General features: G+C 53.1%; 21 protein-coding genes. 17 read left to right on the top strand and 4 right to left on the bottom strand.

Going from position 1 to position 23,129, the window contains the following annotated elements; genetic code table 11:
• The first annotated feature begins 48 nt into the window (after positions 1–48).
• The 10 genes from bolA (at position 49) to DA718_RS22095 (ending at position 10,495) form a co-directional block, all read left to right on the top strand.
• The gene (bolA, locus tag DA718_RS22145) at positions 49–366 is read left to right on the top strand and encodes a transcriptional regulator BolA (RefSeq protein WP_110273745.1); all 318 of its coding nucleotides are present in this window, start codon (positions 49–51) and stop codon (positions 364–366) included.
• Positions 367–400: 34 nt separating this feature from the next.
• The gene (locus tag DA718_RS30515) at positions 401–565 is read left to right on the top strand and encodes a hypothetical protein (protein ID WP_167492816.1); all 165 of its coding nucleotides are present in this window, start codon (positions 401–403) and stop codon (positions 563–565) included.
• A gap of 148 nt (positions 566–713) precedes the next feature.
• Entirely contained in the window at positions 714–2,012 is a 1,299-nt protein-coding gene (tig, locus tag DA718_RS22135) for a trigger factor (protein ID WP_110273744.1), read from the top strand.
• A gap of 313 nt (positions 2,013–2,325) precedes the next feature.
• A complete protein-coding gene (gene clpP, locus DA718_RS22130) occupies positions 2,326–2,949 on the top strand; it encodes an ATP-dependent Clp endopeptidase proteolytic subunit ClpP (protein WP_110273743.1) in 624 nt (207 codons plus the stop codon).
• Between the two features lie 132 nt (positions 2,950–3,081).
• Complete coding sequence (gene clpX / locus DA718_RS22125; RefSeq protein ID WP_110273742.1) at positions 3,082–4,356, top strand: ATP-dependent protease ATP-binding subunit ClpX; 1,275 nt, start codon at positions 3,082–3,084, stop codon at positions 4,354–4,356.
• Positions 4,357–4,540: 184 nt separating this feature from the next.
• On the top strand, positions 4,541–6,895 hold the full coding sequence (lon, locus tag DA718_RS22120; RefSeq protein WP_110273741.1) for an endopeptidase La: 2,355 nt from the start codon (positions 4,541–4,543) through the stop codon (positions 6,893–6,895).
• Positions 6,896–7,103: 208 nt separating this feature from the next.
• Positions 7,104–7,376 carry a nucleoid-associated protein HU-beta gene (gene hupB / locus DA718_RS22115; protein WP_002444653.1) on the top strand — a complete coding sequence of 91 codons (273 nt, stop codon included), beginning with the start codon at positions 7,104–7,106 and terminating at the stop codon, positions 7,374–7,376.
• A 213-nt stretch (positions 7,377–7,589) separates the two neighbouring features.
• Positions 7,590–9,464 (top strand): peptidylprolyl isomerase, encoded by a 1,875-nt coding sequence (ppiD, locus tag DA718_RS22110; protein WP_112214142.1) that lies wholly within the window; start codon positions 7,590–7,592, stop codon positions 9,462–9,464.
• 148 nt (positions 9,465–9,612) lie between these two features.
• Positions 9,613–9,984, top strand: a complete 372-nt coding sequence (locus DA718_RS22100; RefSeq protein WP_112214143.1) for a helix-hairpin-helix domain-containing protein — start codon at positions 9,613–9,615, stop codon at positions 9,982–9,984.
• A gap of 109 nt (positions 9,985–10,093) precedes the next feature.
• Positions 10,094–10,495 carry a YbgC/FadM family acyl-CoA thioesterase gene (locus DA718_RS22095; protein WP_112214144.1) on the top strand — a complete coding sequence of 134 codons (402 nt, stop codon included), beginning with the start codon at positions 10,094–10,096 and terminating at the stop codon, positions 10,493–10,495.
• 109 nt (positions 10,496–10,604) lie between these two features.
• Here the strand turns inward: DA718_RS22095 and queC are convergent, their stop codons facing one another.
• Together queC and DA718_RS22085 are read right to left on the bottom strand one after the other, a co-directional pair.
• Positions 10,605–11,300, bottom strand: coding sequence for a 7-cyano-7-deazaguanine synthase QueC (gene queC, locus DA718_RS22090; protein ID WP_112214145.1), 696 nt, complete (start codon positions 11,298–11,300; stop codon positions 10,605–10,607).
• Positions 11,301–11,366: 66 nt separating this feature from the next.
• Positions 11,367–13,067 (bottom strand): SgrR family transcriptional regulator, encoded by a 1,701-nt coding sequence (locus DA718_RS22085; RefSeq protein ID WP_112214146.1) that lies wholly within the window; start codon positions 13,065–13,067, stop codon positions 11,367–11,369.
• A 397-nt stretch (positions 13,068–13,464) separates the two neighbouring features.
• Between DA718_RS22085 and cof the strand changes: the two genes are divergently transcribed.
• Complete coding sequence (gene cof / locus DA718_RS22080; protein ID WP_112214147.1) at positions 13,465–14,283, top strand: HMP-PP phosphatase; 819 nt, start codon at positions 13,465–13,467, stop codon at positions 14,281–14,283.
• A 46-nt stretch (positions 14,284–14,329) separates the two neighbouring features.
• Here the strand turns inward: cof and DA718_RS22075 are convergent, their stop codons facing one another.
• On the bottom strand, positions 14,330–15,382 hold the full coding sequence (locus tag DA718_RS22075) for a PLP-dependent cysteine synthase family protein (RefSeq protein WP_112214148.1): 1,053 nt from the start codon (positions 15,380–15,382) through the stop codon (positions 14,330–14,332).
• Between the two features lie 115 nt (positions 15,383–15,497).
• Here DA718_RS22075 and DA718_RS22070 point away from each other — a divergent pair, with 115 nt between their 5' ends.
• The 5 genes from DA718_RS22070 (at position 15,498) to amtB (ending at position 21,444) form a co-directional block, all read left to right on the top strand.
• Positions 15,498–15,956, top strand: a complete 459-nt coding sequence (locus tag DA718_RS22070) for an Lrp/AsnC family transcriptional regulator (protein WP_110273733.1) — start codon at positions 15,498–15,500, stop codon at positions 15,954–15,956.
• 42 nt (positions 15,957–15,998) lie between these two features.
• Positions 15,999–17,771, top strand: coding sequence for a SmdA family multidrug ABC transporter permease/ATP-binding protein (locus DA718_RS22065; protein WP_112214149.1), 1,773 nt, complete (start codon positions 15,999–16,001; stop codon positions 17,769–17,771).
• Positions 17,764–19,542: a SmdB family multidrug efflux ABC transporter permease/ATP-binding protein gene (locus DA718_RS22060; RefSeq protein WP_112214150.1), complete on the top strand. Its 1,779-nt coding sequence runs from the start codon at positions 17,764–17,766 to the stop codon at positions 19,540–19,542. Before DA718_RS22065 ends, DA718_RS22060 begins: the two co-directional genes overlap by 8 nt.
• A 243-nt stretch (positions 19,543–19,785) precedes the next feature.
• Positions 19,786–20,124 carry a P-II family nitrogen regulator gene (gene glnK / locus DA718_RS22050; protein ID WP_004099573.1) on the top strand — a complete coding sequence of 113 codons (339 nt, stop codon included), beginning with the start codon at positions 19,786–19,788 and terminating at the stop codon, positions 20,122–20,124.
• A gap of 33 nt (positions 20,125–20,157) precedes the next feature.
• Complete coding sequence (gene amtB, locus DA718_RS22045) at positions 20,158–21,444, top strand: ammonium transporter AmtB (protein ID WP_167492815.1); 1,287 nt, start codon at positions 20,158–20,160, stop codon at positions 21,442–21,444.
• A gap of 56 nt (positions 21,445–21,500) precedes the next feature.
• Here amtB and tesB read toward each other — a convergent pair whose 3' ends face one another.
• Positions 21,501–22,364: an acyl-CoA thioesterase II gene (gene tesB / locus DA718_RS22040; RefSeq protein ID WP_112214151.1), complete on the bottom strand. Its 864-nt coding sequence runs from the start codon at positions 22,362–22,364 to the stop codon at positions 21,501–21,503.
• A 220-nt stretch (positions 22,365–22,584) separates the two neighbouring features.
• Between tesB and DA718_RS22035 the strand changes: the two genes are divergently transcribed.
• Complete coding sequence (locus DA718_RS22035) at positions 22,585–23,094, top strand: YbaY family lipoprotein (RefSeq protein ID WP_112214152.1); 510 nt, start codon at positions 22,585–22,587, stop codon at positions 23,092–23,094.
• The last annotated feature ends 35 nt before the right edge of the window (positions 23,095–23,129 follow it).

Genomic DNA, 23,129 nt, shown 5'->3' with positions numbered 1-23,129 from the left:
CATTTAAAGGGAATGGCGGCAATACAGCGTTGTCGGAGGAGAAAATTCATGATGATACGTGAACAGATCGAAGCAAAACTTAGAGCAGCGTTCGACCCGGTGTATCTTGAAGTCGTGGATGAAAGTTATCGCCACAACGTTCCTGCGGGCTCTGAAAGTCATTTTAAAGTGGTGTTGGTGAGCGATCGCTTCCTTGGCGAGCGTTTTCTCAATCGTCATCGCATGATTTATGGGACGTTGACAGAGGAACTCTCAAGCACCGTGCATGCTCTGGCGCTACATACCTATACGATTAAAGAGTGGGAAGGACTGCAGGATACCATCTTCGCTTCTCCTCCTTGTCGCGGAGCTGGAAGTATCGCGTAGAAATCGCATTTGCAACCGCTGGAGCTTTTCCAGTATGTTGCGTGAAGATTTATCAGAAAACGGCCTACGGGCCGTTTTGTTTTGCCTGGAAAACATTCAGCTTGAGCGTTTTTACAGGCAGATTTGCTCGGGAAATGTGAAAAATGCCGCAACAGTGGGCGACAACCGTTCTCGACTCACAAAAGTGATGCCGCTATAATGCCGCGTCTTTTATTATGAATGTCTTCGGGATGATTCTGACGACAGGGAATGTGTTTCTGATTTGAAGAGGGCATCCCGGTTCTGCGAAGCAACCTACACGCGCTTCCAGAGTTGACCGAGCACTGTGATTTTTTTGAGGTAACAAGATGCAAGTTTCAGTTGAAACCACTCAGGGCCTTGGGCGCCGTGTAACGATTACTATCGCCGCTGACAGCATCGAGAATGCTGTCAAAAGTGAGCTGGTCAACGTAGCGAAAAAAGTTCGCATTGACGGCTTCCGTAAAGGCAAAGTGCCGATGAATGTTGTTGCTCAGCGTTATGGCGCTTCTGTTCGCCAGGACGTGCTGGGTGACCTGATGAGCCGCAACTTCGTTGACGCGATCATCAAAGAGAAGATTAATCCGGCTGGCGCACCGAACTACGTTCCGGGCGAATACAAGCTGGGTGAAGATTTCACCTACGCAGTAGAGTTCGAAGTCTATCCGGAAGTTGAACTGCAGGGTCTGGAAGCAATCGAAGTTGAAAAACCGGTTGTTGAAGTCACTGACGCTGACGTTGATACCATGCTGGATACCCTGCGTAAACAGCAGGCTAACTGGAAAGATAAAGACGGCGCTGTTGATGCAGAAGATCGCGTCACCGTTGACTTCACCGGTTCCGTTGACGGCGAAGAGTTTGAAGGCGGTAAAGCGTCTGACTTCGTACTGGCGATGGGCCAGGGTCGTATGATCCCAGGCTTTGAAGACGGTATCAAAGGTCACAAAGCGGGCGAAGAGTTCACTATCGACGTGACCTTCCCGGAAGAGTACCACGCAGAAAACCTGAAAGGTAAAGCGGCTAAATTCGTTATCAACCTGAAGAAAGTTGAAGAACGTGAACTGCCGGAACTGACTGAAGAATTCATCAAGCGTTTCGGCGTTGAAGATGGTTCTGTAGCCGGTCTGCGCGCTGAAGTGCGTAAAAACATGGAGCGCGAGCTGAAAGGCGCAGTACGTAACCGCGTTAAGTCTCAGGCTATCGAAGGTCTGGTAAAAGCTAACGATATCGATGTACCGTCTGCACTGATCGACAGCGAAATCGACGTTCTGCGTCGCCAGGCTGCTCAGCGCTTTGGTGGTAACGAGCAACAGGCTCTGGAACTGCCGCGTGAACTGTTCGAAGAACAGGCTAAACGCCGCGTTGTTGTTGGTCTGCTGCTGGGCGAAGTGATTCGTACCCACGAGCTGAAAGCTGACGAAGATCGCGTAAAAGGCCTGATTGAAGAGATGGCTTCTGCTTACGAAGATCCGAAAGAAGTTGTTGAGTTCTACAGCAAAAACAAAGAGCTGATGGACAACATGCGCAACGTCGCGCTGGAAGAGCAGGCAGTTGAAGCCGTGCTGGCGAAAGCTAAAGTGTCTGAAACGGCCACTTCCTTCAGCGAACTGATGAACCAGCAGGCGTAATTTCGCCCCAAGGTTTAAGGTTTGAGCAAAAACCCGTTGCCGAAAGGCGGCGGGTTTTTTATTGCAATGATAGCCTTAGGAAGAGTGCGAAAAGCCGATTTCAGTGATAGCGTTACGCCAAAAGGTTGTTATGCTTGAATTATGGCGACGCCATCCCCATAACCGAGAGACGTAACTGCACCGGCATGATCATGCTTTGTCATAAAGTATGCATATATGCACTTCTGCCTGAGGCAGAAATTCTGGCTGATAATCCGTCCATAAGGTTACAATCAGTGCAGCGGTTTTTTTCAAATTAATCCAGGAGACGGAAATGTCATACAGTGGCGAACGAGATAACTTTGCACCCCATATGGCCCTGGTGCCGATGGTCATTGAACAGACCTCACGCGGCGAACGTTCATTTGATATTTACTCCCGTCTGCTCAAGGAGCGCGTCATTTTTATGACCGGCCAGGTAGAAGACCACATGGCTAACTTGATCGTGGCGCAGATGCTGTTTCTGGAAGCGGAAAACCCGGAAAAAGATATCTACCTGTACATTAACTCGCCGGGTGGGGTGATCACCGCCGGAATGTCTATCTACGACACCATGCAGTTTATTAAGCCTGACGTCAGCACCATCTGTATGGGGCAGGCTTGTTCAATGGGCGCGTTCCTGCTGACTGCCGGGGCGAAAGATAAACGTTTCTGTCTGCCAAACTCCCGTGTGATGATTCACCAGCCGCTGGGCGGCTATCAGGGCCAGGCGACGGATATTGAAATCCACGCCCGTGAAATCCTGAAAGTGAAAGGGCGCATGAATGAACTGATGGCGCACCATACGGGTCAATCCCTTGAGCAGATCGAGCGCGACACCGAGCGTGACCGCTTCCTTTCTGCCTCGGAAGCAGTGGAATACGGCCTCGTCGACTCCATTTTGACTCATCGTAATTGATGCCCCTGGCGCAAGGGTGCCGCTATACTTGTTTGAAAGAGGGCGGCACAATGCTTGCGAGCGGCTTGCGCCTGAGAATGGCATTTGCGTCGTCGTGTGCGGCACAAAGAACTTAATAAGAGGTTTGGACTCATGACAGATAAACGCAAAGATGGTTCGGGCAAACTGTTGTACTGCTCTTTTTGCGGCAAAAGCCAGCATGAAGTGCGTAAGCTAATCGCCGGGCCATCCGTGTATATCTGCGACGAATGCGTTGATTTATGTAACGACATCATTCGCGAAGAAATCAAAGAAGTCGCACCGCATCGCGAGCGCAGTGCACTGCCGACTCCGCACGAAATTCGCCACCATCTTGACGACTACGTTATCGGCCAGGAACCGGCGAAAAAAGTGCTGGCGGTGGCGGTATACAACCACTACAAACGTCTGCGTAATGGCGACACCAGCAACGGCGTTGAATTGGGTAAAAGTAACATTCTGCTGATCGGGCCGACGGGTTCCGGTAAAACGCTACTGGCGGAAACGCTGGCGCGCCTGTTGGATGTTCCGTTCACCATGGCTGATGCGACAACCCTGACCGAAGCCGGTTATGTGGGTGAAGATGTTGAGAACATTATCCAGAAGCTGTTGCAGAAGTGCGATTACGACGTGCAGAAAGCGCAGCGCGGCATTGTCTATATCGATGAAATCGACAAGATTTCCCGTAAATCGGATAACCCGTCGATTACCCGCGATGTTTCTGGCGAAGGTGTGCAGCAGGCGCTGCTGAAGCTTATCGAAGGCACCGTTGCTGCTGTACCGCCGCAGGGCGGGCGTAAGCATCCACAGCAGGAATTTTTGCAGGTTGATACCTCCAAGATTCTGTTTATCTGCGGTGGCGCATTTGCCGGGCTGGATAAAGTCATTTCCCACCGTGTAGAAACCGGTTCAGGTATTGGTTTCGGCGCGACGGTTAAGGCGAAATCCGACAAAGCCAGCGAAGGCGAGCTGCTGTCTCAGGTTGAGCCGGAAGATCTGATCAAATTTGGTCTGATTCCGGAATTCATCGGTCGTTTGCCGGTGGTGGCAACGCTGACAGAGCTGAGCGAAGAAGCGCTGATTCAGATCCTGAAAGAGCCGAAAAACGCCCTGACCAAGCAGTATCAGGCGTTGTTCAACCTGGAAGGGGCTGAACTGGAGTTCCGCGAAGAAGCGCTGGACGCAATCGCTAAGAAAGCGATGGCGCGCAAAACCGGTGCTCGTGGCCTGCGTTCCATCGTCGAAGCTGCGTTGCTTGATACCATGTACGATCTTCCATCAATGGAAGATGTCGAAAAAGTGGTTATCGATGCATCAGTCATCGAAGGGCAAAGCAAGCCGCTGCTGATTTACGGTAAACCGGAAGCGCAACAAGCATCTGGTGAATAATTAGCCAACTTGCTCAAGCAGTTAACCAAAAAGGGGGGATTTTATCTCCCCTTTTATTTTTCCTGCATTCCCGCCGTTGAATGTGTGGAATACATCCCCATATACTGCTTTACATATTAACGGCGACGCGTCGTTGAATTGCGTCGCCGGCTACCTGGCGGACTTTAAACTAAGAGAGAGCTCTATGAATCCTGAGCGTTCTGAACGCATTGAAATCCCCGTATTGCCGTTGCGCGATGTGGTGGTTTATCCGCACATGGTCATACCCCTGTTTGTAGGGCGGGAAAAATCTATCCGTTGTCTCGAAGCGGCCATGGACCATGATAAAAAAATCATGTTGGTTGCGCAGAAAGAAGCGTCGACGGATGAGCCGGGTGTAAACGATCTTTTCACCGTCGGGACCGTGGCGTCTATTTTGCAAATGCTGAAGCTTCCGGACGGTACGGTAAAAGTACTGGTCGAAGGTTTGCAGCGCGCGCGTATTTCTGCACTGTCTGATAACGGCGAGCATTTTTCGGCGAAAGCGGAATATCTTGAATCGCCGGCGATTGACGAGCGCGAGCAGGAAGTACTGGTTCGCACCGCTATCAGCCAGTTTGAAGGCTACATCAAGCTGAACAAAAAAATCCCACCAGAAGTGCTGACGTCGCTCAATAGCATCGACGATCCTGCGCGTCTGGCGGATACCATCGCTGCGCATATGCCGCTGAAGCTGGCGGACAAACAGTCCGTGCTGGAGATGTCCGACGTTAACGAACGTCTGGAATATCTGATGGCGATGATGGAATCGGAAATCGATCTGCTGCAGGTTGAGAAGCGTATTCGCAACCGCGTGAAAAAGCAGATGGAAAAATCTCAACGCGAGTACTACCTGAATGAGCAAATGAAAGCCATTCAAAAAGAGCTCGGCGAGATGGATGACGCCCCGGACGAAAACGAAGCGCTGAAGCGCAAGATCGACGCGGCGAAAATGCCGAAAGAGGCAAAAGAAAAAACCGAAGCGGAACTGCAAAAACTGAAGATGATGTCCCCTATGTCGGCGGAAGCGACCGTCGTTCGTGGCTACATCGACTGGATGGTGCAGGTACCGTGGAATGCTCGCAGCAAGGTCAAAAAAGATCTGCGTCAGGCTCAGGAGATCCTCGACACCGATCACTACGGTCTGGAGCGCGTGAAGGATCGTATTCTTGAGTACCTCGCGGTGCAGAGCCGTGTTAACAAGCTCAAAGGGCCGATCCTGTGCCTGGTTGGACCGCCGGGGGTGGGTAAAACCTCGCTGGGCCAGTCCATTGCCAAAGCAACCGGACGTAAATACGTGCGTATGGCGCTGGGCGGCGTGCGTGATGAAGCGGAAATCCGCGGTCACCGTCGTACCTACATTGGCTCTATGCCGGGCAAGCTTATCCAGAAGATGGCGAAAGTGGGCGTTAAAAACCCGCTATTCCTGCTTGATGAGATCGACAAAATGTCCTCCGACATGCGTGGCGATCCGGCATCGGCGCTGTTGGAAGTATTGGATCCGGAACAGAACGTGGCCTTTAACGACCACTATCTGGAAGTGGATTATGATCTCAGCGACGTGATGTTTGTGGCGACCTCTAACTCCATGAACATTCCGGCACCGCTGCTGGACCGTATGGAAGTGATTCGTCTCTCCGGCTATACCGAAGATGAAAAGCTGAACATCGCTAAACGTCACCTGTTGTCGAAACAGATTGAGCGTAACGCGCTGAAGAAAGGCGAACTGACGGTTGATGATAGCGCTATTGTTGGCATCATTCGTTATTACACTCGTGAAGCGGGCGTGCGCGGTCTGGAACGTGAAATCTCTAAACTGTGCCGCAAGGCGGTTAAACAGCTGTTGCTGGATAAGACGCTGAAACACATCGAGATTAATGGCGACAACCTGCATGATTTCCTTGGCGTGCAGCGCTATGACTATGGCCGTGCCGATAACGAAAACCGTGTCGGTCAGGTGACCGGCCTGGCGTGGACGGAAGTGGGTGGCGATCTGCTGACTATTGAAACCGCCTGCGTCCCAGGTAAAGGCAAATTGACCTATACCGGATCGCTCGGTGAAGTCATGCAGGAATCCATCCAGGCAGCGTTGACCGTGGTGCGTTCGCGTGCGGATAAGCTGGGAATTAACTCAGACTTTTACGAAAAACGCGATATCCATGTTCACGTACCGGAAGGGGCAACGCCGAAAGATGGTCCAAGCGCTGGTATCGCGATGTGTACCGCTCTGGTTTCCTGTCTGACGGGGAATCCGGTGCGTGCCGATGTGGCAATGACCGGGGAAATTACCCTGCGCGGACTGGTGCTGCCAATCGGTGGTCTGAAGGAAAAACTGCTGGCTGCACATCGTGGCGGCATTAAGACAGTTCTGATTCCTGATGAAAATAAACGTGACCTTGAAGAAATTCCAGATAACGTTATTGCCGATTTAGATATCCATCCGGTGAAACGAATCGAGGAAGTTCTGGCACTTGCGCTGCAGAACGAACCGTTCGGCATGGAAGTCGTCACGGCAAAATAGTGACTTTGCGCAAATAGCGCTAAGAAAAATAGGGCTGGTAAGTAAATTCGCACTTGCCAGCCTTTTTTTGTATCGCTAACTTAGATCGCTGGCAGGGGGGTCATTTACAACGCTGTTGTAAGGGCATGACAGTCCTGATATAACTGCTGCGCGGTCGCACCACGAAGGATTCTGGTGCGATATAAATTATAAAGAGAGGAAGAGAACAGTGAATAAATCTCAACTGATTGACAAAATTGCTGCCGGTGCGGACATTTCTAAAGCCGCAGCTGGACGTGCGTTAGATGCTTTAATCGCTTCTGTTACTGAATCTCTGCAGGCTGGGGATGACGTTGCGCTGGTAGGGTTTGGTACTTTTGCTGTTAAAGAGCGCGCTGCCCGTACTGGCCGCAATCCGCAAACAGGTAAAGAAATCACCATCGCCGCTGCTAAAGTACCGGGTTTCCGTGCAGGTAAAGCGCTGAAAGACGCGGTAAACTGATCGACTTCCCCACTGGGGTCTGTGACGAAGTACAAGGGCGCATCGTGAGATGTGCCTTTTTTATTTGCCAGAATGCGACTTAATGTGAGTTTATACGCACTTGTGGGCTGACAATCACCCAGTTTTCTTGTCAAAATACGTCCTCACGCGCAGCAGCCATCACATGCTATGCTGCGCGAGCAAAAGTCATCTACAGCGGAGCGTTGTTACACCATGATGGACAACCTACGCACGGCTGCCAATAGCGTCGTGCTCAAGATTATTTTCGGTATCATTATTGTCTCGTTCATTTTGACCGGGGTGAGTGGTTACCTGATTGGCGGTGGTAACAACTATGCCGCGAAAATTAATGACCAGGAGATTGGTCGCGCCCAATTTGAAAATGCCGTTGCCAGCGAACGTAATCGCATGCAGCAACAGCTTGGTGATCAGTTCTCTGAACTGGCGGCCAATGAAAATTACATGAAAACCATGCGTCAGCAGGTGCTGAACCGTCTGATTGACGAGGCGCTGCTCGATCAGTATGCCCGTGAACTCGGTCTTAACATTAGTGACGACCAGGTTAAGCAGGCTATCTTTCAGACCCAGGCTTTCCAGGCTGATGGCAAATTTGATAACGAGCGCTTCAGCCGTATCGTTAATCAGATGGGTATGACGACGGACCAGTATGCGCAAGCGCTGCGTAACCAGTTGACCACGCAGCAGCTGATTACCGCTGTAGCGGGTACCGACTTTATGCTGCCGGGCGAGTCCGATCAGCTGGCGGCACTGGTTTCCCAACAGCGTGTGGTGCGTGAAGCAACTATCGACGTGAACGCGCTGGCGGCGAAGCAGTCCGTAACCGACGACGAAATCAACGCTTACTATCAGCAGAATCAGGCGCGTTTTATGTCGCCGGAACAGTTCCGCGTAAGCTACATCCAGATGGATGCCGCGAGCATGCAGGAAAACGTCTCTGACGAAGAAATTCAGTCATGGTACGACCAGCATCAGGATCAGTTCACTCAGCCGCAGCGTAACCGCTACAGCATCATTCAGACCAAGACTGAAGCGGATGCTCAGGCGGTGCTTGATGAGCTGAAGAAGGGGGCTGATTTCGCCACCCTGGCGAAAGAAAAGTCCACCGATATCATCTCTGCTCGTAATGGCGGCGATATGGGATGGCTGGAAGATGCAGCGACCGTGCCTGAGCTGAAAGATGCGGGCCTGAAAGACAAAGGTCAGCTGTCTGGCGTAATTAAATCTTCCGTAGGTTTCCTGGTGGCGCGCCTTGATGACGTTCAGTCAGCACAGGTTAAACCGCTGGCCGACGTGCGCGCTGATATCGCGGCGAAGGTGAAACAGGATAAAGCACTGGACGCTTACTACGCGCTACAGCAGAAAGTGAGCGATGCGGCGAGCAACGATAACGAGTCTTTGGCAGGTGCCGCACAGGTTGCCGGGCTGAAAGTCGTTGAAACCGGCTGGTTTGGTCGTGACAACATTCCGCAAGAGCTGAACTTCAAACCGGTTTCTGATGCTATCTTCAACGGTGGTTTGGTTGGTGAAAGCGGTACTCCTGGTAGTAACTCCGACATCATCACCGTTGATGGCGATCGTGCATTTGTTCTGCGTATTAGCGAGCATAAACCAGAAGCGGTGAAACCGCTGGCGGATGTGAAAACGCAGGTCAGCGATATCGTCAAGCACAGCAAGGCGGAGCAGCAGGCTAAACTGGACGCCGACAAGCTTCTGGTGGCGCTTAAAGAGGGCAAAGGCGATGAGGCGATGAAAGCCGCTGGCCTGAGTTTCGGCGCTCCGCAGACGCTGTCCCGCACCGGTCAGGAAGCACTGAGCCAGGCAGTATTTGCACTGCCGTTGCCGCAGTCGGGCAAACCGAGCTACGGTGTGAGTTCTGATATGCAAGGCAACGTCGTACTGCTGGCGCTGGACGAAGTGAAAGCAGGCACGATGCCGGAAGAGCAGAAAAAAGCGATGGTTCAGGGGATCACCCAGAATAACGCTCAAATCGCTTTTGAAGCGCTGATGAGTAACCTGCGTAAAGCAGCAAAAATTAAGCTCGGTGACATCATCGATCAGCAGCAATAATTTCGCGTAGCTTCGCAAAAGCAAGTAACGTGATGTAATGCTCAAAGGCCGCTTTCGCGGCCTTTTCCATTTCTGCATTTTGCCTTTTGTACTCTTTTTCTCTACTCGCTATCGTGCCCTTGCTGTCAACAAACAAGGAGATAACAGCATGAAACGAGGAATGAGAACGCTTATTGCCGCCGCCGTACTGGTTTGCGCGGCGGGGAGTCAGGTGGTTTTAGCCGCGCCTTTGAGTGCTAAAGCGTCGGCGACGACGAGTAAGGAGAGTGTGCAAGCGCCGCAGGTGAAAGCCCCTGATGCGATAAACGCGGCTGATAGTGAAGGAACCAGGGTGAGTATTAATAACGCCAGTGCAGAAGAACTCGCCCAGGCTTTGAATGGCGTTGGCATAAAGAAAGCGCAGGCTATCGTGAGCTATCGCGAGGAATACGGACCGTTTAAAACCGTTGACGATCTTAAACAGGTTCCGGGGATGGGCAACTCGCTGGTGGAGAGAAATCTGTCTCATCTGAAGCTATAAATTTTCAGTTGAAGTTTGCACAGTCGTAAATATTTGCCAGACTGAAGAGGTTACACAAGTGGTGTGACCTCTGACCTCAAAATAACAATTCAAGTAAGGCATTTGCACTATGCAGACACAAATCAAAGTTCGTGGCTATCATCTGGATGTTTACCAGCATGTGAATAATGCGCGTTATCTGGAGTTTCTCGAAGAGGCGCGCTGGGATGGGCTGGAAAATAGCGCTGCCTTTCACTGGATGACCGCGTACAACATCGCCTTCGTAGTGGTGAACATCAATATCAACTATCGCCGACCGGCGGTATTGGGTGATGTTCTTACCGTCACCAGCAAGCTGGAGCAGTTGAATGGGAAAAGCGGGACGTTAAGCCAGGTCGTGACCCTGAACCCTAATGGAGAAGTGGTCGCTGATGCGCTCATCACCTTTGTCTGCATTGATTTAAAAACGCAGAAAGCGCTGCCGCTTGAAGGTGAACTACGTGAGAAGCTTGATCAGATGAATTTACGCTAATGTAGCTTCCGCTTTCTTCCCGGTGGCGCCGGGCTACGGGTTCACAGTCGCGAACAGTCCGGTAGCCCGGACAAGGCGCGTCGAGCGCCGCCTCCGGGGAAATAGCTGATTACTCCAGCCCTGTTTTGCGCTTCATCACCGTCATAATACCCGGCTTATCAGCCTGATATTGATTCAACCCGTTAGCGCGAAGATGACAGGCGGCGCATTGTCCGCAGCCGTCGCCTTTAATGCCGTTATAGCAGGTCAGGGTTTCCTGGCGCACCAGATCTAACTGACCCCAATAATCGGCCAGGGCCCAGGTCTCGGCTTTATTCAGCCACATCAGCGGCGTCTCAAAACGGATATCCTTTGCCATTCCCAGGCTGACCGCGTGGTGTAGCGCTTTTACGAACTCATCTCGACAGTCCGGGTAGCCAGAAAAGTCGGTCTCGCAAACGCCGGTAATAATCGCTTTGGCCTTAACCTGATAGGCGTAAATCGCTGTCAGAGTTAAAAATAGAATGTTGCGTCCGGGAACGAAGGTGTTGGGGATGCCGTTGGCATCCGGTTCATAATCCGGTACCGGGATGCTATCGCGAGTTAAACTACTGATCGCCAGTTCGTTAAGCAGGGTGACATCCAGCACTTTGTGGGCGACCGCCCCCAGTTTCATCGCCAGCTCACGAGCGACATCAATCTCGGCGCGATGGCGTTGGCCATAATCAAACGTGACGCAATGCACTTCATCATACTGTTGCAGAGCCTGCACCAGGCAGGTCGTCGAATCCTGTCCTCCACTGAAGACAACTACGGCGCGTTTCATGGTAATTCCTGACTATCAATGTAAAGAGGATATGGTAGCGCCTGATGAGCGTGGCGACCAGCTCTGTCACGGCGTTGATGCCGGGAGCCAGGCGCTGGCAAAATCAAACCAGCCGCGAGCGTTCAGACGCAGGCCGTTGACACCCGGCGGAGCGCTAATACGATAATTATAATTAAATAGCGGCGTCATGATGGCGTCATCCATCAGGTTGTTAAACACATTGCGCAACGCTTCGTTGCGGCTGTGTTCGTCCGGTAGCGCCTGCACGGCATCGAGAGTGGCCTGTAAGTGGGCATATTGTGCTCCGGTCAACAAATTAGGCCACAGTGCGTCGCAGCGTAACCACTGTTCCAGCGTGTACTCAGGCGCTTCGCCTATCAGACGATCGCCCATCATCAGATCCGCTTTCGCAAGCTGCTGGCAACCATCCCAGTTTTTAGCATCGTGAAAAATAATTGTTAACTCGCAGCCTAATGTCGCCAGTCGTTGCCTGAGCTGCTCTGCCATGGCATGAAGCTCTACGGGAAGATGATAGAGCAGGGTGAGTTTTTCTGGCAGCGATATATCAAGATTTTCCGGCCCTTGTGGAATAGACCAGCCGGGCAGTAACTCATTGCTGGGAGCGATCAGGTCTTCGTCCAGGGGGAGGGTTTCCAGTAGCGATGAATGATGAATTAACGACACCAGCCGCTGAGCTTGCGCTTTGCTTAAGCGGTGACTCTGGCGCAGAGTCAGATAGCAAAAACCAAGGCTAATACTATTGCTGACTTGTCGTAAATTGGTTAACTCGTCGGGGTCGCCAATCGTTATCTGTACTGGATGACGGCAGCTGGTGCCCAGATCCTGCTCAAATAACTGCGGTGTGATCCAGAATTCAACGGCCTGAATCAAAGGATGGCTGAGGTGATAACGCGGATGGTTTTCTAGTCTCACCAGGTCCGGGCTAAATAGTTTTAGGCGGAAGGGCCCGCTACCAATGGCCGGATCGTCCGGATGTGCCAGTACGCTACAGTAACTCGCCAGGCGAAACGGCAGCCAAAAATCTGCCCGGAGCAGGGTGATTGTCAGGCATTGGGCGTGGGGGACGCTAATCTCGCTGATACTGGCGAATAGCGTTCGCAGCGCGGGGAGTTCCAATAGCATGAGTAGCTGCTGGCGTAGTTGTGATGTCTCAACAGGATCGCCGTTATGCCAGAATAGCGTGGAGCGGATATAAAAATTCCAGCGTAGGCCATCAGGCGAGACTTCCCAATGGTGCGCTAAATCTCCCATTGGACCGGTACTTAGTGCATCAAATCGGGTCAGGCCAGAAAAAATCTGTCCGGCCAGATGTTGTTCAGCCCGTCCGGGTAAAAAACCAGGGCGCAGAGGTTCCAGCGGGCGATAGTAAGGAATACGTAGCGTGGGCGTATTGTTTTGCCATTGCCCCCCGAGAAAAGGATAGAGCAGCGCTTTGAGTTCCACCGGTGCAAGCTGGGCAAGTTCAAGTGCATTCTGCTGCTGCCCTTTATTTAACGCCTGCTCCATCATTTCATTGCGCAGCGTCTCCGGCGCTTTATAAAACTGGAGTCGCCCGCGTTTTCCGCGCCCGGAGCTGGCCTGCCAGCTTAACCAACCTGCCTCCTGTGCCTGGCGCAACAGCGTACGAATATGGCGCTCGCTGCAAAAACAGCGTTCCGCCAGTTCGCCAACGGTGACCTGCTGCGGCTCGCCTTGAGAGGGTTGCCAGAGGCGCTGGTACTGATTTAGACGGTTTAATAGCCTCATCTTCGCTTTATCCTGATGTTTGTCTATATACCCTAAATAATTCGAGTTGCTTAAAGACGGCAAGGGAGTGACAAATTCGTCGGGAACGAATTTGACCAGCCGAAGGCTGGCCTCCGGTGAGAGGCAGGAGCCTCTCATTAATCCCCAGGAGCATAGATAACTATGTGACTGGGGTGAGCGACAAATCTGCCGGGAGCAGATTTGAACGTCGCTTGCGACGGCCCGTAAGGGCGAGGCCCACGGATGGGCCGAGTAATCCGTAGCCAACACATAAGCAACTTGAAGTATGATGGATATAAAACCGGAACAATAAAATTCATCTATTCACTATTACTTCCGTATATCTCAGGCAATACTGCAACACAAGCAAAATCCACCACGCTTCGGGGAAGAGAATATGGCAAGACTGGCTGCATTTGATATGGACGGTACGTTACTGATGCCGGACCATCGTCTGGGAGAAAAAACGCTTTCGACGCTCAAACGCCTGCGCGATCGTGATATCACCCTGACGTTTGCTACCGGTCGCCATGCGCTGGAAATGCGCCATGTTATTGGTGAGTTCTCGCTTGATGCGTTTCTCATTACTGGTAACGGAACGCGCATTCACTCTCTGGAGGGAGAAGAGCTGCATCGTCGCGATCTCGCCCCGGAAGTGGCGGAAGAGGTATTGCATAGTGCCTGGGAAACGACAGCCAGCATGCATATCTTTAATGACAATGGCTGGTTTACCGGGCGCGAAATCCCTGAAATGCTGAAGGCGCATGTCTATAGCGGCTTCCATTATCAGCTTCGCGATCCGAAACGCATGCCAGCGCATCAGGTAACCAAGATCTGCTTCTGTGGCGATCATGACAATCTGCGCCGGTTGCGGATCCAACTGAATGAAGCGCTGGGGGCTAGCGCGCATTTGTGTTTTTCGGCAATGGATTGCCTGGAAGTGCTGCCGACAGGGTGTAACAAAGGTTCTGCGCTGGCGGTGCTGAGCCAGCATCTCGGCCTGACGTTGCAGGACTGCATGGCGTTTGGTGACGCTATGAACGACCGGGAAATGCTTGGCAGCGTCGGGCGCGGTGTGATTATGGGCAATGCCATGGCTCAACTCAAAGCACAGTTACCTCATCTACCGATCATTGGCGACTGCCGCCATCAGGCGGTCTCCCACTTTTTGACGCATTGGCTGGATAATCCTGATCTTCCTTATTCCCCCGAATAGAGAGACCCTACCAGCGAGCCAGATATCTTGTGATATCTGGCTTTTTTTATTTTACGTGGAGCATTTCGGCGATTTTTGCCTGCCATGGGGCGATATCGCCGATATTGGCTGCTACCCACTGCGGGTTGTAATAGCTCTCCAGGTAGCGTTCGCCGCTGTCGCACAGTAACGTGACGATGGAGCCAGTGCGGCCTTCTTCTCGCATACGTACGGCCAGTTGCAGTACGCCCCACATATTGGTGCCGGTTGACGCCCCGACCTTACGCCCGAGCAGCGTTTCCAACCACAGCGCGGTGGCGACGCTGGCGGCATCCGGCACGCGCAGCATCTCGTCGACCACATCGGGAATAAATGAAGGTTCGACGCGCGGACGACCAATACCTTCAATTTTGCTACCGACCGGGCTGCGCAGGCTGGCATCGCGGCTTTGCCAGTAATCTATGAATACGGAGTTTTGCGGGTCAACCACCATCAGCCTGGTATCGCAACCCTGGCTGCGAATGTAGCGGCCAATGGTGGCCGAGGTGCCGCCGGTGCCCGCGCTCATCACGATATATGACGGCTGCGGGTGCGGTTCATGGGTCATCTGACGGAAGATACTGTCGGCGATATTATTGTTGCCCCGCCAGTCGGTGGCGCGCTCGGCAAAGGTAAACTGATCCATATAATGACCGTTCAGCTCGCGAGCCAGCGTTTCGGACGCGGCATAGATTTCGCAGGCGCTATCAACAAAGTGGCAGCGGCCGCCGTAGAACTCAATTTGCTCAATTTTGCGCTTTGCGGTGCATGAGGGCATAACGGCAATAAACGGCAGGCCCAACAGTCGAGCGAAGTAGGCTTCCGAAACGGCAGTCGAACCCGAAGAGGACTCAATAATCGTCGTCCCTTCTTTAATCCAGCCATTGCACAGGCCATAGAGAAACAGCGAACGCGCCAGACGATGCTTCAGGCTACCGGTTGGGTGAGTACTCTCATCTTTAAGGTAGATTTGAATCCCGGTGAATCCCGGCAGCGCCAGACGAATAAGGTGCGTGTCGGCGGAACGCTGATAATCGGCATTAATTTCACTAATCGCGTGTTTTACCCAGGCGCTGTTCATCTTGATTTCCTGTTTGTCATTTTGTGCCCAGCTTAACGGAAATCGAAGGAAAAATTGTTGCCATTTAGCCTTTCAATTACAATAAAAGGAGTAAAATTTTCTCCTGAGGTGCGTAATGTTAGATAAAATTGACCGAAAGCTGCTTTCTCTACTACAAACCGACTGCACCCTCTCTTTGCAGGCGCTGGCTGATGCCGTTAATCTGACCACCACGCCCTGCTGGAAACGCCTGAAACGTCTGGAAGACGAAGGTATTCTCCGCGGGCGAGTCGCTCTGCTGGATGCTGAAAAGGTTGGACTTGGCCTGACGGCGTTTGTGCTGATTAAGACTCAGCACCACAGTAGCGACTGGTACTGCCGTTTTGTCAGCGAGGTCACGCAAATGGCGGAGGTCCTCGGCTTCTGGCGTATGGCGGGGGAATATGACTACCTGCTGCGGGTTCAGGTCGCTGACATGAAAAACTATGACAATTTTTATAAACGTCTGGTTAACAGCGTACCGGGCCTGTCGGATGTCACTTCGAGTTTCGCCATGGAACAGATAAAATACACCACAGCCTTGCCTATTGATTAACGGCATCTGCCGCTACGAATTACATACTCAGGATTTAACCGCTTGCGATTATTTGCTCAACTTAGCTGGTATTTCCGCCGGGAGTGGCGTCGTTACCTCGGCGCTATTGCTCTGCTGATCATCATAGCCATCCTGCAACTGGTGCCGCCGAAAGTGGTCGGCATCGTGGTTGATGGCGTCACGAAACAACATTACACCGCGGAAAAGGTGTGGATGTGGATCGGCCTGCTGGTGGTTATTGCGGTAATGGTTTACCTGCTGCGCTACGTCTGGCGCGTGCTGCTGTTCGGTGCTTCCTATCAGCTGGCTGTCGAACTGCGTGAAGATTTCTATCGCCAGCTCAGTCGTCAGCATCCGGCTTTTTACCTGCGTCATCGCACCGGGGACCTGATTGCCCGGGCGACTAACGACGTTGACCGGGTAGTTTTCGCCGCGGGGGAAGGCGTGTTGACGTTAGTTGACTCCATGGTGATGGGCTGCGCGGTGCTGATTGTGATGTCCACGCAAATCAGCTGGCAGTTAACCCTGCTGGCGCTGCTGCCGATGCCGATTATGGCGCTGGCAATTAAGCGTAACGGTGATGCGCTACATGAGCGCTTTCGCGTAGCGCAGGCGGCATTCTCCAGCCTGAACGATCGTACTCAGGAGAGTCTCACCAGCATCCGTATGATCAAAGCCTTTGGCCTTGAAGAACGGCAATCGGCGCAGTTCGCTGCCGATGCCGCGGATACCGGGACGAAAAATATGCGCGTGGCGCGCATTGATGCTCGCTTTGACCCGACGATCTATATTGCGATTGGCACCGCCAACCTGCTGGCGATCGGTGGCGGTAGCTGGATGGTGCTGCAAGGCAACATGACCCTGGGTCAGCTTACCAGCTTTATTATGTACCTTGGACTGATGATTTGGCCGATGCTGGCGCTGGCGTGGATGTTTAATATCGTCGAGCGCGGGAGTGCTGCCTATTCGCGCATTCGTACCATGCTGGAAGAGGCTCCGGTAGTTAAAGACGGAAGCGAACCTGCACCTGAAGGACGCGGTACGCTCAACGTAACCGTTCGCGAATTTATCTATCCGCAGGCGCATAAATCCTCACTGGAAAAGGTCAACTTTACGCTACAGCCTGGTCAAATGCTGGGAATATGTGGGCCGACGGGTGCCGGTAAAAGTACCATTCTGGCGTTGATTCAGCGTCATTTCGATGTAACCGATGGGGATATCTGTTTCCACGGCGTTCCTCTGACCCGACTCCAGTTGGATCGCTGGCGCGCCCGGCTGGCGGTGGTGAATCAGACCCCGTTTTTATTTTCCGATACCGTCGCCAGCAATATCGCGCTGGGTAGACCGGACGCTACGCAGGAGCAAATCGAACACGTTGCGCGTCTCGCCAGCGTACATGAGGATATTCTGCGCCTGCCACAGGGATATAACACCGAGGTTGGTGAGCGCGGCGTGATGCTTTCTGGTGGGCAGAAGCAGCGCATTTCCATAGCCCGCGCGCTGCTGCTGGAGGCCGAGATCCTGATTCTTGATGATGCGCTATCGGCAGTGGATGGCCGTACGGAGCATCAAATTTTGCATAACCTGCGACAGTGGGGTGAGGGGAGAACGGTAATCATCAGCGCCCATCGCTTATCGGCGTTGACTGAGGCCAGCGAGATTCTGGTGATGCAACATGGGCACGTGGCCCAACGTGGTCGCCACGAAGCCCTTGCAGCACAGCCGGGCTGGTATCGCGATATGTATCGCTATCAGCAGCTCGAAGCGGCGCTGGATGATGTTGTGCAGGAGCACGAGGAGGTCACCGGTGCGTAGTTTCACTCAACTCTGGCCGACGTTAAAACGCCTGCTGGCCTACGGTTCCCCGTGGCGGAAACAGCTGATGATTGCCGTTGCCGTCATGTGGGTAGCGGCGGTGGCGGAGGTCAGCGGCCCGCTGCTGATCAGCTACTTCATCGATAATATGGTGGCAAAGAATTCTCTGCCGCTGAAGCTGGTTAGCGGTCTTGCGGTGGCCTATCTTGGCTTGCAACTTCTGGCTGCGGGCCTGCATTACTGCCAGTCTCTGTTGTTTAACCGCGCAGCGGTTGGCGTCGTGCAGCAACTGCGTAGTGACGTGATGGATGCCGCACTGCGCCAGCCGCTCAGCGAGTTTGATACTCAACCGGTGGGGCAGCTTATTTCGCGAGTCACCAACGATACCGAGGTGATCCGCGATCTGTACGTGACCGTGGTGGCAACGGTGTTGCGTAGCGCCGCGCTGATTGGCGCGATGCTGGTGGCGATGTTCAGCCTTGACTGGCGGATGGCGCTGGTGGCGATCGCTATCTTCCCGGCAGTGCTGATCGTGATGATGATTTATCAACGCTACAGTACGCCGATCGTCAGACGCGTCCGCGCCTGGCTGGCGGATATCAACGATGGATTCAACGAAGTAATTAACGGCATGGGCGTTATCCAGCAGTTCCGCCAGCAGGCGCGGTTCGGCGAGCGGATGCGCGAAGCCAGCTATGCGCACTACCTGGCGCGAATGCAAACTTTGCGCCTTGACGGTTTCCTGTTACGCCCGCTGCTGAGCCTGTTCTCTTCGTTAATTCTCTGCGGCCTGCTGATGCTATTTGGCTTTAGCAGTAGCGGAACGATTGAGGTTGGGGTTTTGTACGCTTTTATTAGCTATCTTGGCCGACTGAACGAGCCGCTCATTGAGCTGACGACCCAGCAGTCAATGCTGCAGCAGGCGGTTGTTGCGGGCGAGCGCGTCTTCGAACTGATGGATAAACCGCGTCAGACGTGGGGAGAGGATAGCGAGCCGCTGCGCAGCGGTGCGATTAGTATTGAAAATCTCTCTTTTGCCTACCGCGACGATAGCCTGGTGTTGCAGGATATCAATCTCGATATCCCGTCCCGCAGCTTTGTGGCGCTGGTCGGTCATACTGGCAGCGGCAAAAGTACTCTGGCTAGCCTGATGATGGGCTACTACCCGTTGACCAAAGGTGAAATTCGTATCGATGGCCGTCCGCTCTCTTCATTAAGCCACAGCGCGTTGCGTCAGGGGATTGCGATGGTGCAGCAGGACCCTGTGGTGTTGGCCGATACCTTCTATGCCAACGTTACTCTCGGTCGTGACATCAGCGAAGAGCAGGTTTGGGAGGCGCTGGAAGCGGTGCAGTTGGCAGAGCTGGCCCGCGAAATGGAAGACGGGATTTATACGCAACTGGGCGAGCAGGGGAACAATCTCTCCGTTGGTCAGAAGCAGCTGCTGGCGCTGGCGCGGGTGCTGGTTGATACCCCGCAGGTGCTGATCCTTGATGAAGCAACGGCCAATATCGACTCAGGTACTGAGCAGGCGATCCAGCAGGCCCTGGCGCGGGTTCGCGAGCACACTACGCTTGTCGTTATCGCCCACCGTTTATCGACCATCGTTGAGGCCGATACTATCCTGGTGCTGCATCGCAGCCAGGCAGTAGAGCGCGGGAATCATCAACAGCTGCTGGCGGCAAAAGGTCGTTACTGGCAGATGTACCAGCTGCAGCTGGCTGGCGAAGAGCTGGCGGCCAGCGTGCAGGAAGAGTCGCTTATTGCCTGATGCACCATGAACAGGCAGCGCGGGTTTGGCGGTTTGCGGTGGTGCAAAAACGTCACATATCACGCACTGAAATGGTGCATTTTTAGGCGGTCATAGCGTTTTTCCGCTTCGTTTCAAGCGATTTCTTTTCTTTCTCCCTCCAGAAGGGCCGCTTTGCGGTCCTTTTTCATTTCTGGCATAGCCCTTGCTTTATTCCCTATGTGTTAGCTGTGGCCATTACCGAATTCTGACTGGAGGGGACTTATGAAGCTGGTTACCGTGGTAATCAAACCATTCAAACTGGAAGATGTGCGTGAAGCATTATCTTCGATGGGAATTCAGGGCCTGACGGTCACTGAAGTAAAAGGGTTCGGCCGTCAGAAAGGCCATGCGGAACTTTATCGCGGCGCTGAATACAGCGTCAATTTTTTACCGAAGGTGAAGATTGACGTGGCCATTGCCGACGATCAGCTCGATGAAGTCGTCGATGTCATTAGTAAAGCGGCTTATACCGGAAAAATTGGCGACGGCAAAATCTTTGTCGCCGAGTTGCAGCGCGTCATTCGCATCCGTACCGGCGAATCTGACGAAGCGGCACTGTAACTTTCAGACCACACAGTGATGGGGAACGAAACAATGAAGATAGCAACAATGAAAACAGGTCTGGGAGCGCTGGCGCTTCTTCCGGGGTTGGCAATGGCCGCTCCGGCAGTGGCAGATAAAGCCGACAACGCCTTTATGATGATTTGCACCGCACTGGTGCTGTTTATGACCATTCCGGGCATCGCGCTGTTCTACGGCGGCCTGATCCGCGGTAAAAACGTTCTCTCCATGCTGACTCAGGTTATTGTGACTTTTGCGCTGGTCTGTGTGCTGTGGGTGGTTTACGGATATACATTAGCTTTCGGCACTGGCGGCAGCTTCTTCGGCAGCTTTGACTGGGTCATGCTGAAGAATATTGAACTCAAAGCGCTGATGGGCAGCTTCTATCAATATATTCACGTTGCTTTCCAGGGCTCTTTTGCCTGTATCACCGTCGGCCTGATTGTTGGCGCGCTGGCGGAACGGATCCGTTTCTCTGCGGTATTGATTTTCGTAGTGGTGTGGATGACGCTCTCCTATGTGCCGATTGCGCATATGGTCTGGGGCGGTGGTCTGCTGGCAACGCATGGTGCGCTGGACTTCGCGGGTGGTACCGTTGTACATATCAACGCCGCCGTCGCCGGGTTGGTGGGTGCTTACATGATGGGCAAACGTGTTGGCTTCGGCAAAGAAGCGTTCAAGCCGCATAACCTGCCGATGGTCTTCACCGGTACCGCGATCCTCTACGTTGGTTGGTTTGGCTTCAACGCCGGTTCTGCTGGCGCGGCGAACGAAATTGCGGGCCTGGCTTTCGTCAACACCGTGGTTGCGACTGCGGCGGCTATCCTGGCGTGGACCTTCGGTGAATGGGTTACCCGCGGTAAACCATCTCTGCTGGGCGCATGTTCCGGGGCGATTGCGGGTCTGGTCGGGGTTACACCAGCATGTGGCTATATCGGTGTCGGTGGTTCTCTGATTGTCGGTATCGCGGCGGGCCTGGCGGGCCTGTGGGGCGTCACCGTACTGAAACGCTGGTTGCGCGTTGATGACCCGTGCGATGTGTTCGGCGTGCACGGTGTCTGCGGTATCGTCGGCTGTATCCTGACTGGCATCTTTGCCGCAACCTCTCTGGGCGGCGTCGGTTACGCAGAAGGCGTTACCATGGGCCATCAGGTTCTGGTACAGCTGGAAAGTATCGCCATCACCATCGTCTGGTCCGGCATCGTCGCGTTCATTGGCTACAAAGTTGCTGATATGACCGTTGGCCTGCGCGTACCGGAAGATCAGGAACGCGAAGGTCTGGATGTGAACAGCCACGGCGAGAACGCCTACAACGCCTGATAAATTGCGTTATCTCCTGAAGCAACAGAGCCTCCCTTAGCGGAGGCTCTGTTTTTTTACGCGTTGCGGTTGCGCATGACTCCTTCCTGTACCGTCGAAGCCACCAGAGTGCCGTCCTGGGTATAGAACTCTCCGCGTACAAAACCGCGAGCGCTGGAGGCCGATGTGCTTTCAACGCTATAAAGCAACCATTCGTTAATATTGAACGGACGATGGAACCACATTGAATGATCGATAGTAGCAACCTGCATTCCCGGCTCAAGAAATCCCACGCCGTGCGGCTGCAGTGCTACTGGCAGGAAGTTGAAGTCTGAAGCATAGCCCAGTAAATACTGATGAATACGGAGATCCTCCGGTACTGCACCGTTAGCGCGGATCCACACCTGACGCGTTGGTTGTGCAACGTGGCCTTTCAGCGGGTTATGGAATTCAACCGGACGAATCTCCAGCGGTTTATCACAGAGAAACTTATCTTTCACCTGCGGCGGCAGTAAATGGGCCAGCTTGCGGGCAATATCTGTTTCAGAGGGGAGTTCGTCCGGCGCAGGAGCTGACGGCATCGGTTTCTGATGTTCGTAGCCGGATTCCGGGGCCTGGAAAGAAGCCGTCATGTAGAAAATCGGCTTACCATTCTGAATGGCCGCGACTCGCCGGGCGCTGAAGCTATTGCCATCACGCAGGACCTCCACGTCATAGATTATCGGTTTCTGGCTATCGCCGGGCCGCAGAAAATAGCTATGAAATGAGTGAATCAGGCGTTCAGTGGGGACCGTCTCTTTTGCCGCATACAATGCCTGGCCAACCACCTGGCCACCAAAAACCTGGCGTAATCCCAGATCTTCGCTCTGCCCACGGAATAGCCCTTCTTCAATTTTTTCCAGATTTAACAATGCCAGCAGATTGGATAGTGCCTGACTCATAGTGACCCTCAATCGATGATAACTGCCTTGTGCAGCGCGTAATTGAGGCAAAGTATAACCTGGAATCGCAAGTGGTCCGATGGGTGCAATAATCTGAATATGGGCTCCTTTCCAGGAAGAGATCTGAGATCTGTGCCACACTTATTCACGATACTAATGTCCTGTCCCTGATTCTGGCAGGATGTACTCCTGTTACAGTAGGGATGAAAAGGAGAACATAATGAAATTTGCCTATATGTTAAGTGCCTTAGCCGTAGCGGCTACGTTGACCGCCTGTGCGAATAATCACAACGGCAATGCAGCAAATCAAACGGCAGCGCCCGATCCTTATGGCATTGCCTCACTGAGCTCCTCGCAGCAGCAGCCTAACGTTTCCGGGACCATTAACATTCGACAGCGTGTGGCATTACCACCGGACGCAATATTGACCGTCACTTTGTCAGATGCGTCTCTGGCCGATGCGCCGGCGCACGTGTTATCGCAAAAAGCGGTAAGAACGGAAGGGAAACAGGCGCCGTTTAACTTTGTGCTGCCTTACAACCAGGCGGACATTAAGCCTAATGCACGCATTTTGTTAAGTTCAGCAATTACCGTGAATGGCCAGTTGATGTTTATCACTGATACCGTGCAAACGGTGATTAACCAGGGCGGCAATCGCGCCGATCTGTTACTGGTGCCGGTCCAGCAAACGGCTGTTCCGGTAGCCAACGCTGCGCCAGCCGCACAATAAATCATCAGCGCCCCTGTTCAGGGGCCTTTTTTGCC

This window comes from Klebsiella huaxiensis (genome assembly GCF_003261575.2).
In the GTDB taxonomy this organism is placed as follows: domain Bacteria; phylum Pseudomonadota; class Gammaproteobacteria; order Enterobacterales; family Enterobacteriaceae; genus Klebsiella; species Klebsiella huaxiensis.
This window is presented reverse-complemented; position numbering and strand designations above follow the sequence as displayed.

Bases quoted from the DNA above. Each gene is read 5' to 3' on its own strand.
- bolA (WP_110273745.1), top strand. From the start codon at position 49: ATGATGATACGTGAACAGATCGAAGCAAAACTTAGAGCAGCGTTCGAC.
- DA718_RS30515 (WP_167492816.1), top strand. From the start codon at position 401: ATGTTGCGTGAAGATTTATCAGAAAACGGCCTACGGGCCGTTTTGTTT.
- tig (WP_110273744.1), top strand. From the start codon at position 714: ATGCAAGTTTCAGTTGAAACCACTCAGGGCCTTGGGCGCCGTGTAACG.
- clpP (WP_110273743.1), top strand. From the start codon at position 2,326: ATGTCATACAGTGGCGAACGAGATAACTTTGCACCCCATATGGCCCTG.
- clpX (WP_110273742.1), top strand. From the start codon at position 3,082: ATGACAGATAAACGCAAAGATGGTTCGGGCAAACTGTTGTACTGCTCT.
- lon (WP_110273741.1), top strand. From the start codon at position 4,541: ATGAATCCTGAGCGTTCTGAACGCATTGAAATCCCCGTATTGCCGTTG.
- ppiD (WP_112214142.1), top strand. From the start codon at position 7,590: ATGATGGACAACCTACGCACGGCTGCCAATAGCGTCGTGCTCAAGATT.
- DA718_RS22100 (WP_112214143.1), top strand. From the start codon at position 9,613: ATGAAACGAGGAATGAGAACGCTTATTGCCGCCGCCGTACTGGTTTGC.
- DA718_RS22095 (WP_112214144.1), top strand. From the start codon at position 10,094: ATGCAGACACAAATCAAAGTTCGTGGCTATCATCTGGATGTTTACCAG.
- queC (WP_112214145.1), bottom strand. From the start codon at position 11,300: ATGAAACGCGCCGTAGTTGTCTTCAGTGGAGGACAGGATTCGACGACC.
- DA718_RS22085 (WP_112214146.1), bottom strand. From the start codon at position 13,067: ATGAGGCTATTAAACCGTCTAAATCAGTACCAGCGCCTCTGGCAACCC.
- cof (WP_112214147.1), top strand. From the start codon at position 13,465: ATGGCAAGACTGGCTGCATTTGATATGGACGGTACGTTACTGATGCCG.
- DA718_RS22075 (WP_112214148.1), bottom strand. From the start codon at position 15,382: ATGAACAGCGCCTGGGTAAAACACGCGATTAGTGAAATTAATGCCGAT.
- DA718_RS22070 (WP_110273733.1), top strand. From the start codon at position 15,498: ATGTTAGATAAAATTGACCGAAAGCTGCTTTCTCTACTACAAACCGAC.
- glnK (WP_004099573.1), top strand. From the start codon at position 19,786: ATGAAGCTGGTTACCGTGGTAATCAAACCATTCAAACTGGAAGATGTG.
- amtB (WP_167492815.1), top strand. From the start codon at position 20,158: ATGAAGATAGCAACAATGAAAACAGGTCTGGGAGCGCTGGCGCTTCTT.
- tesB (WP_112214151.1), bottom strand. From the start codon at position 22,364: ATGAGTCAGGCACTATCCAATCTGCTGGCATTGTTAAATCTGGAAAAA.
- DA718_RS22035 (WP_112214152.1), top strand. From the start codon at position 22,585: ATGAAATTTGCCTATATGTTAAGTGCCTTAGCCGTAGCGGCTACGTTG.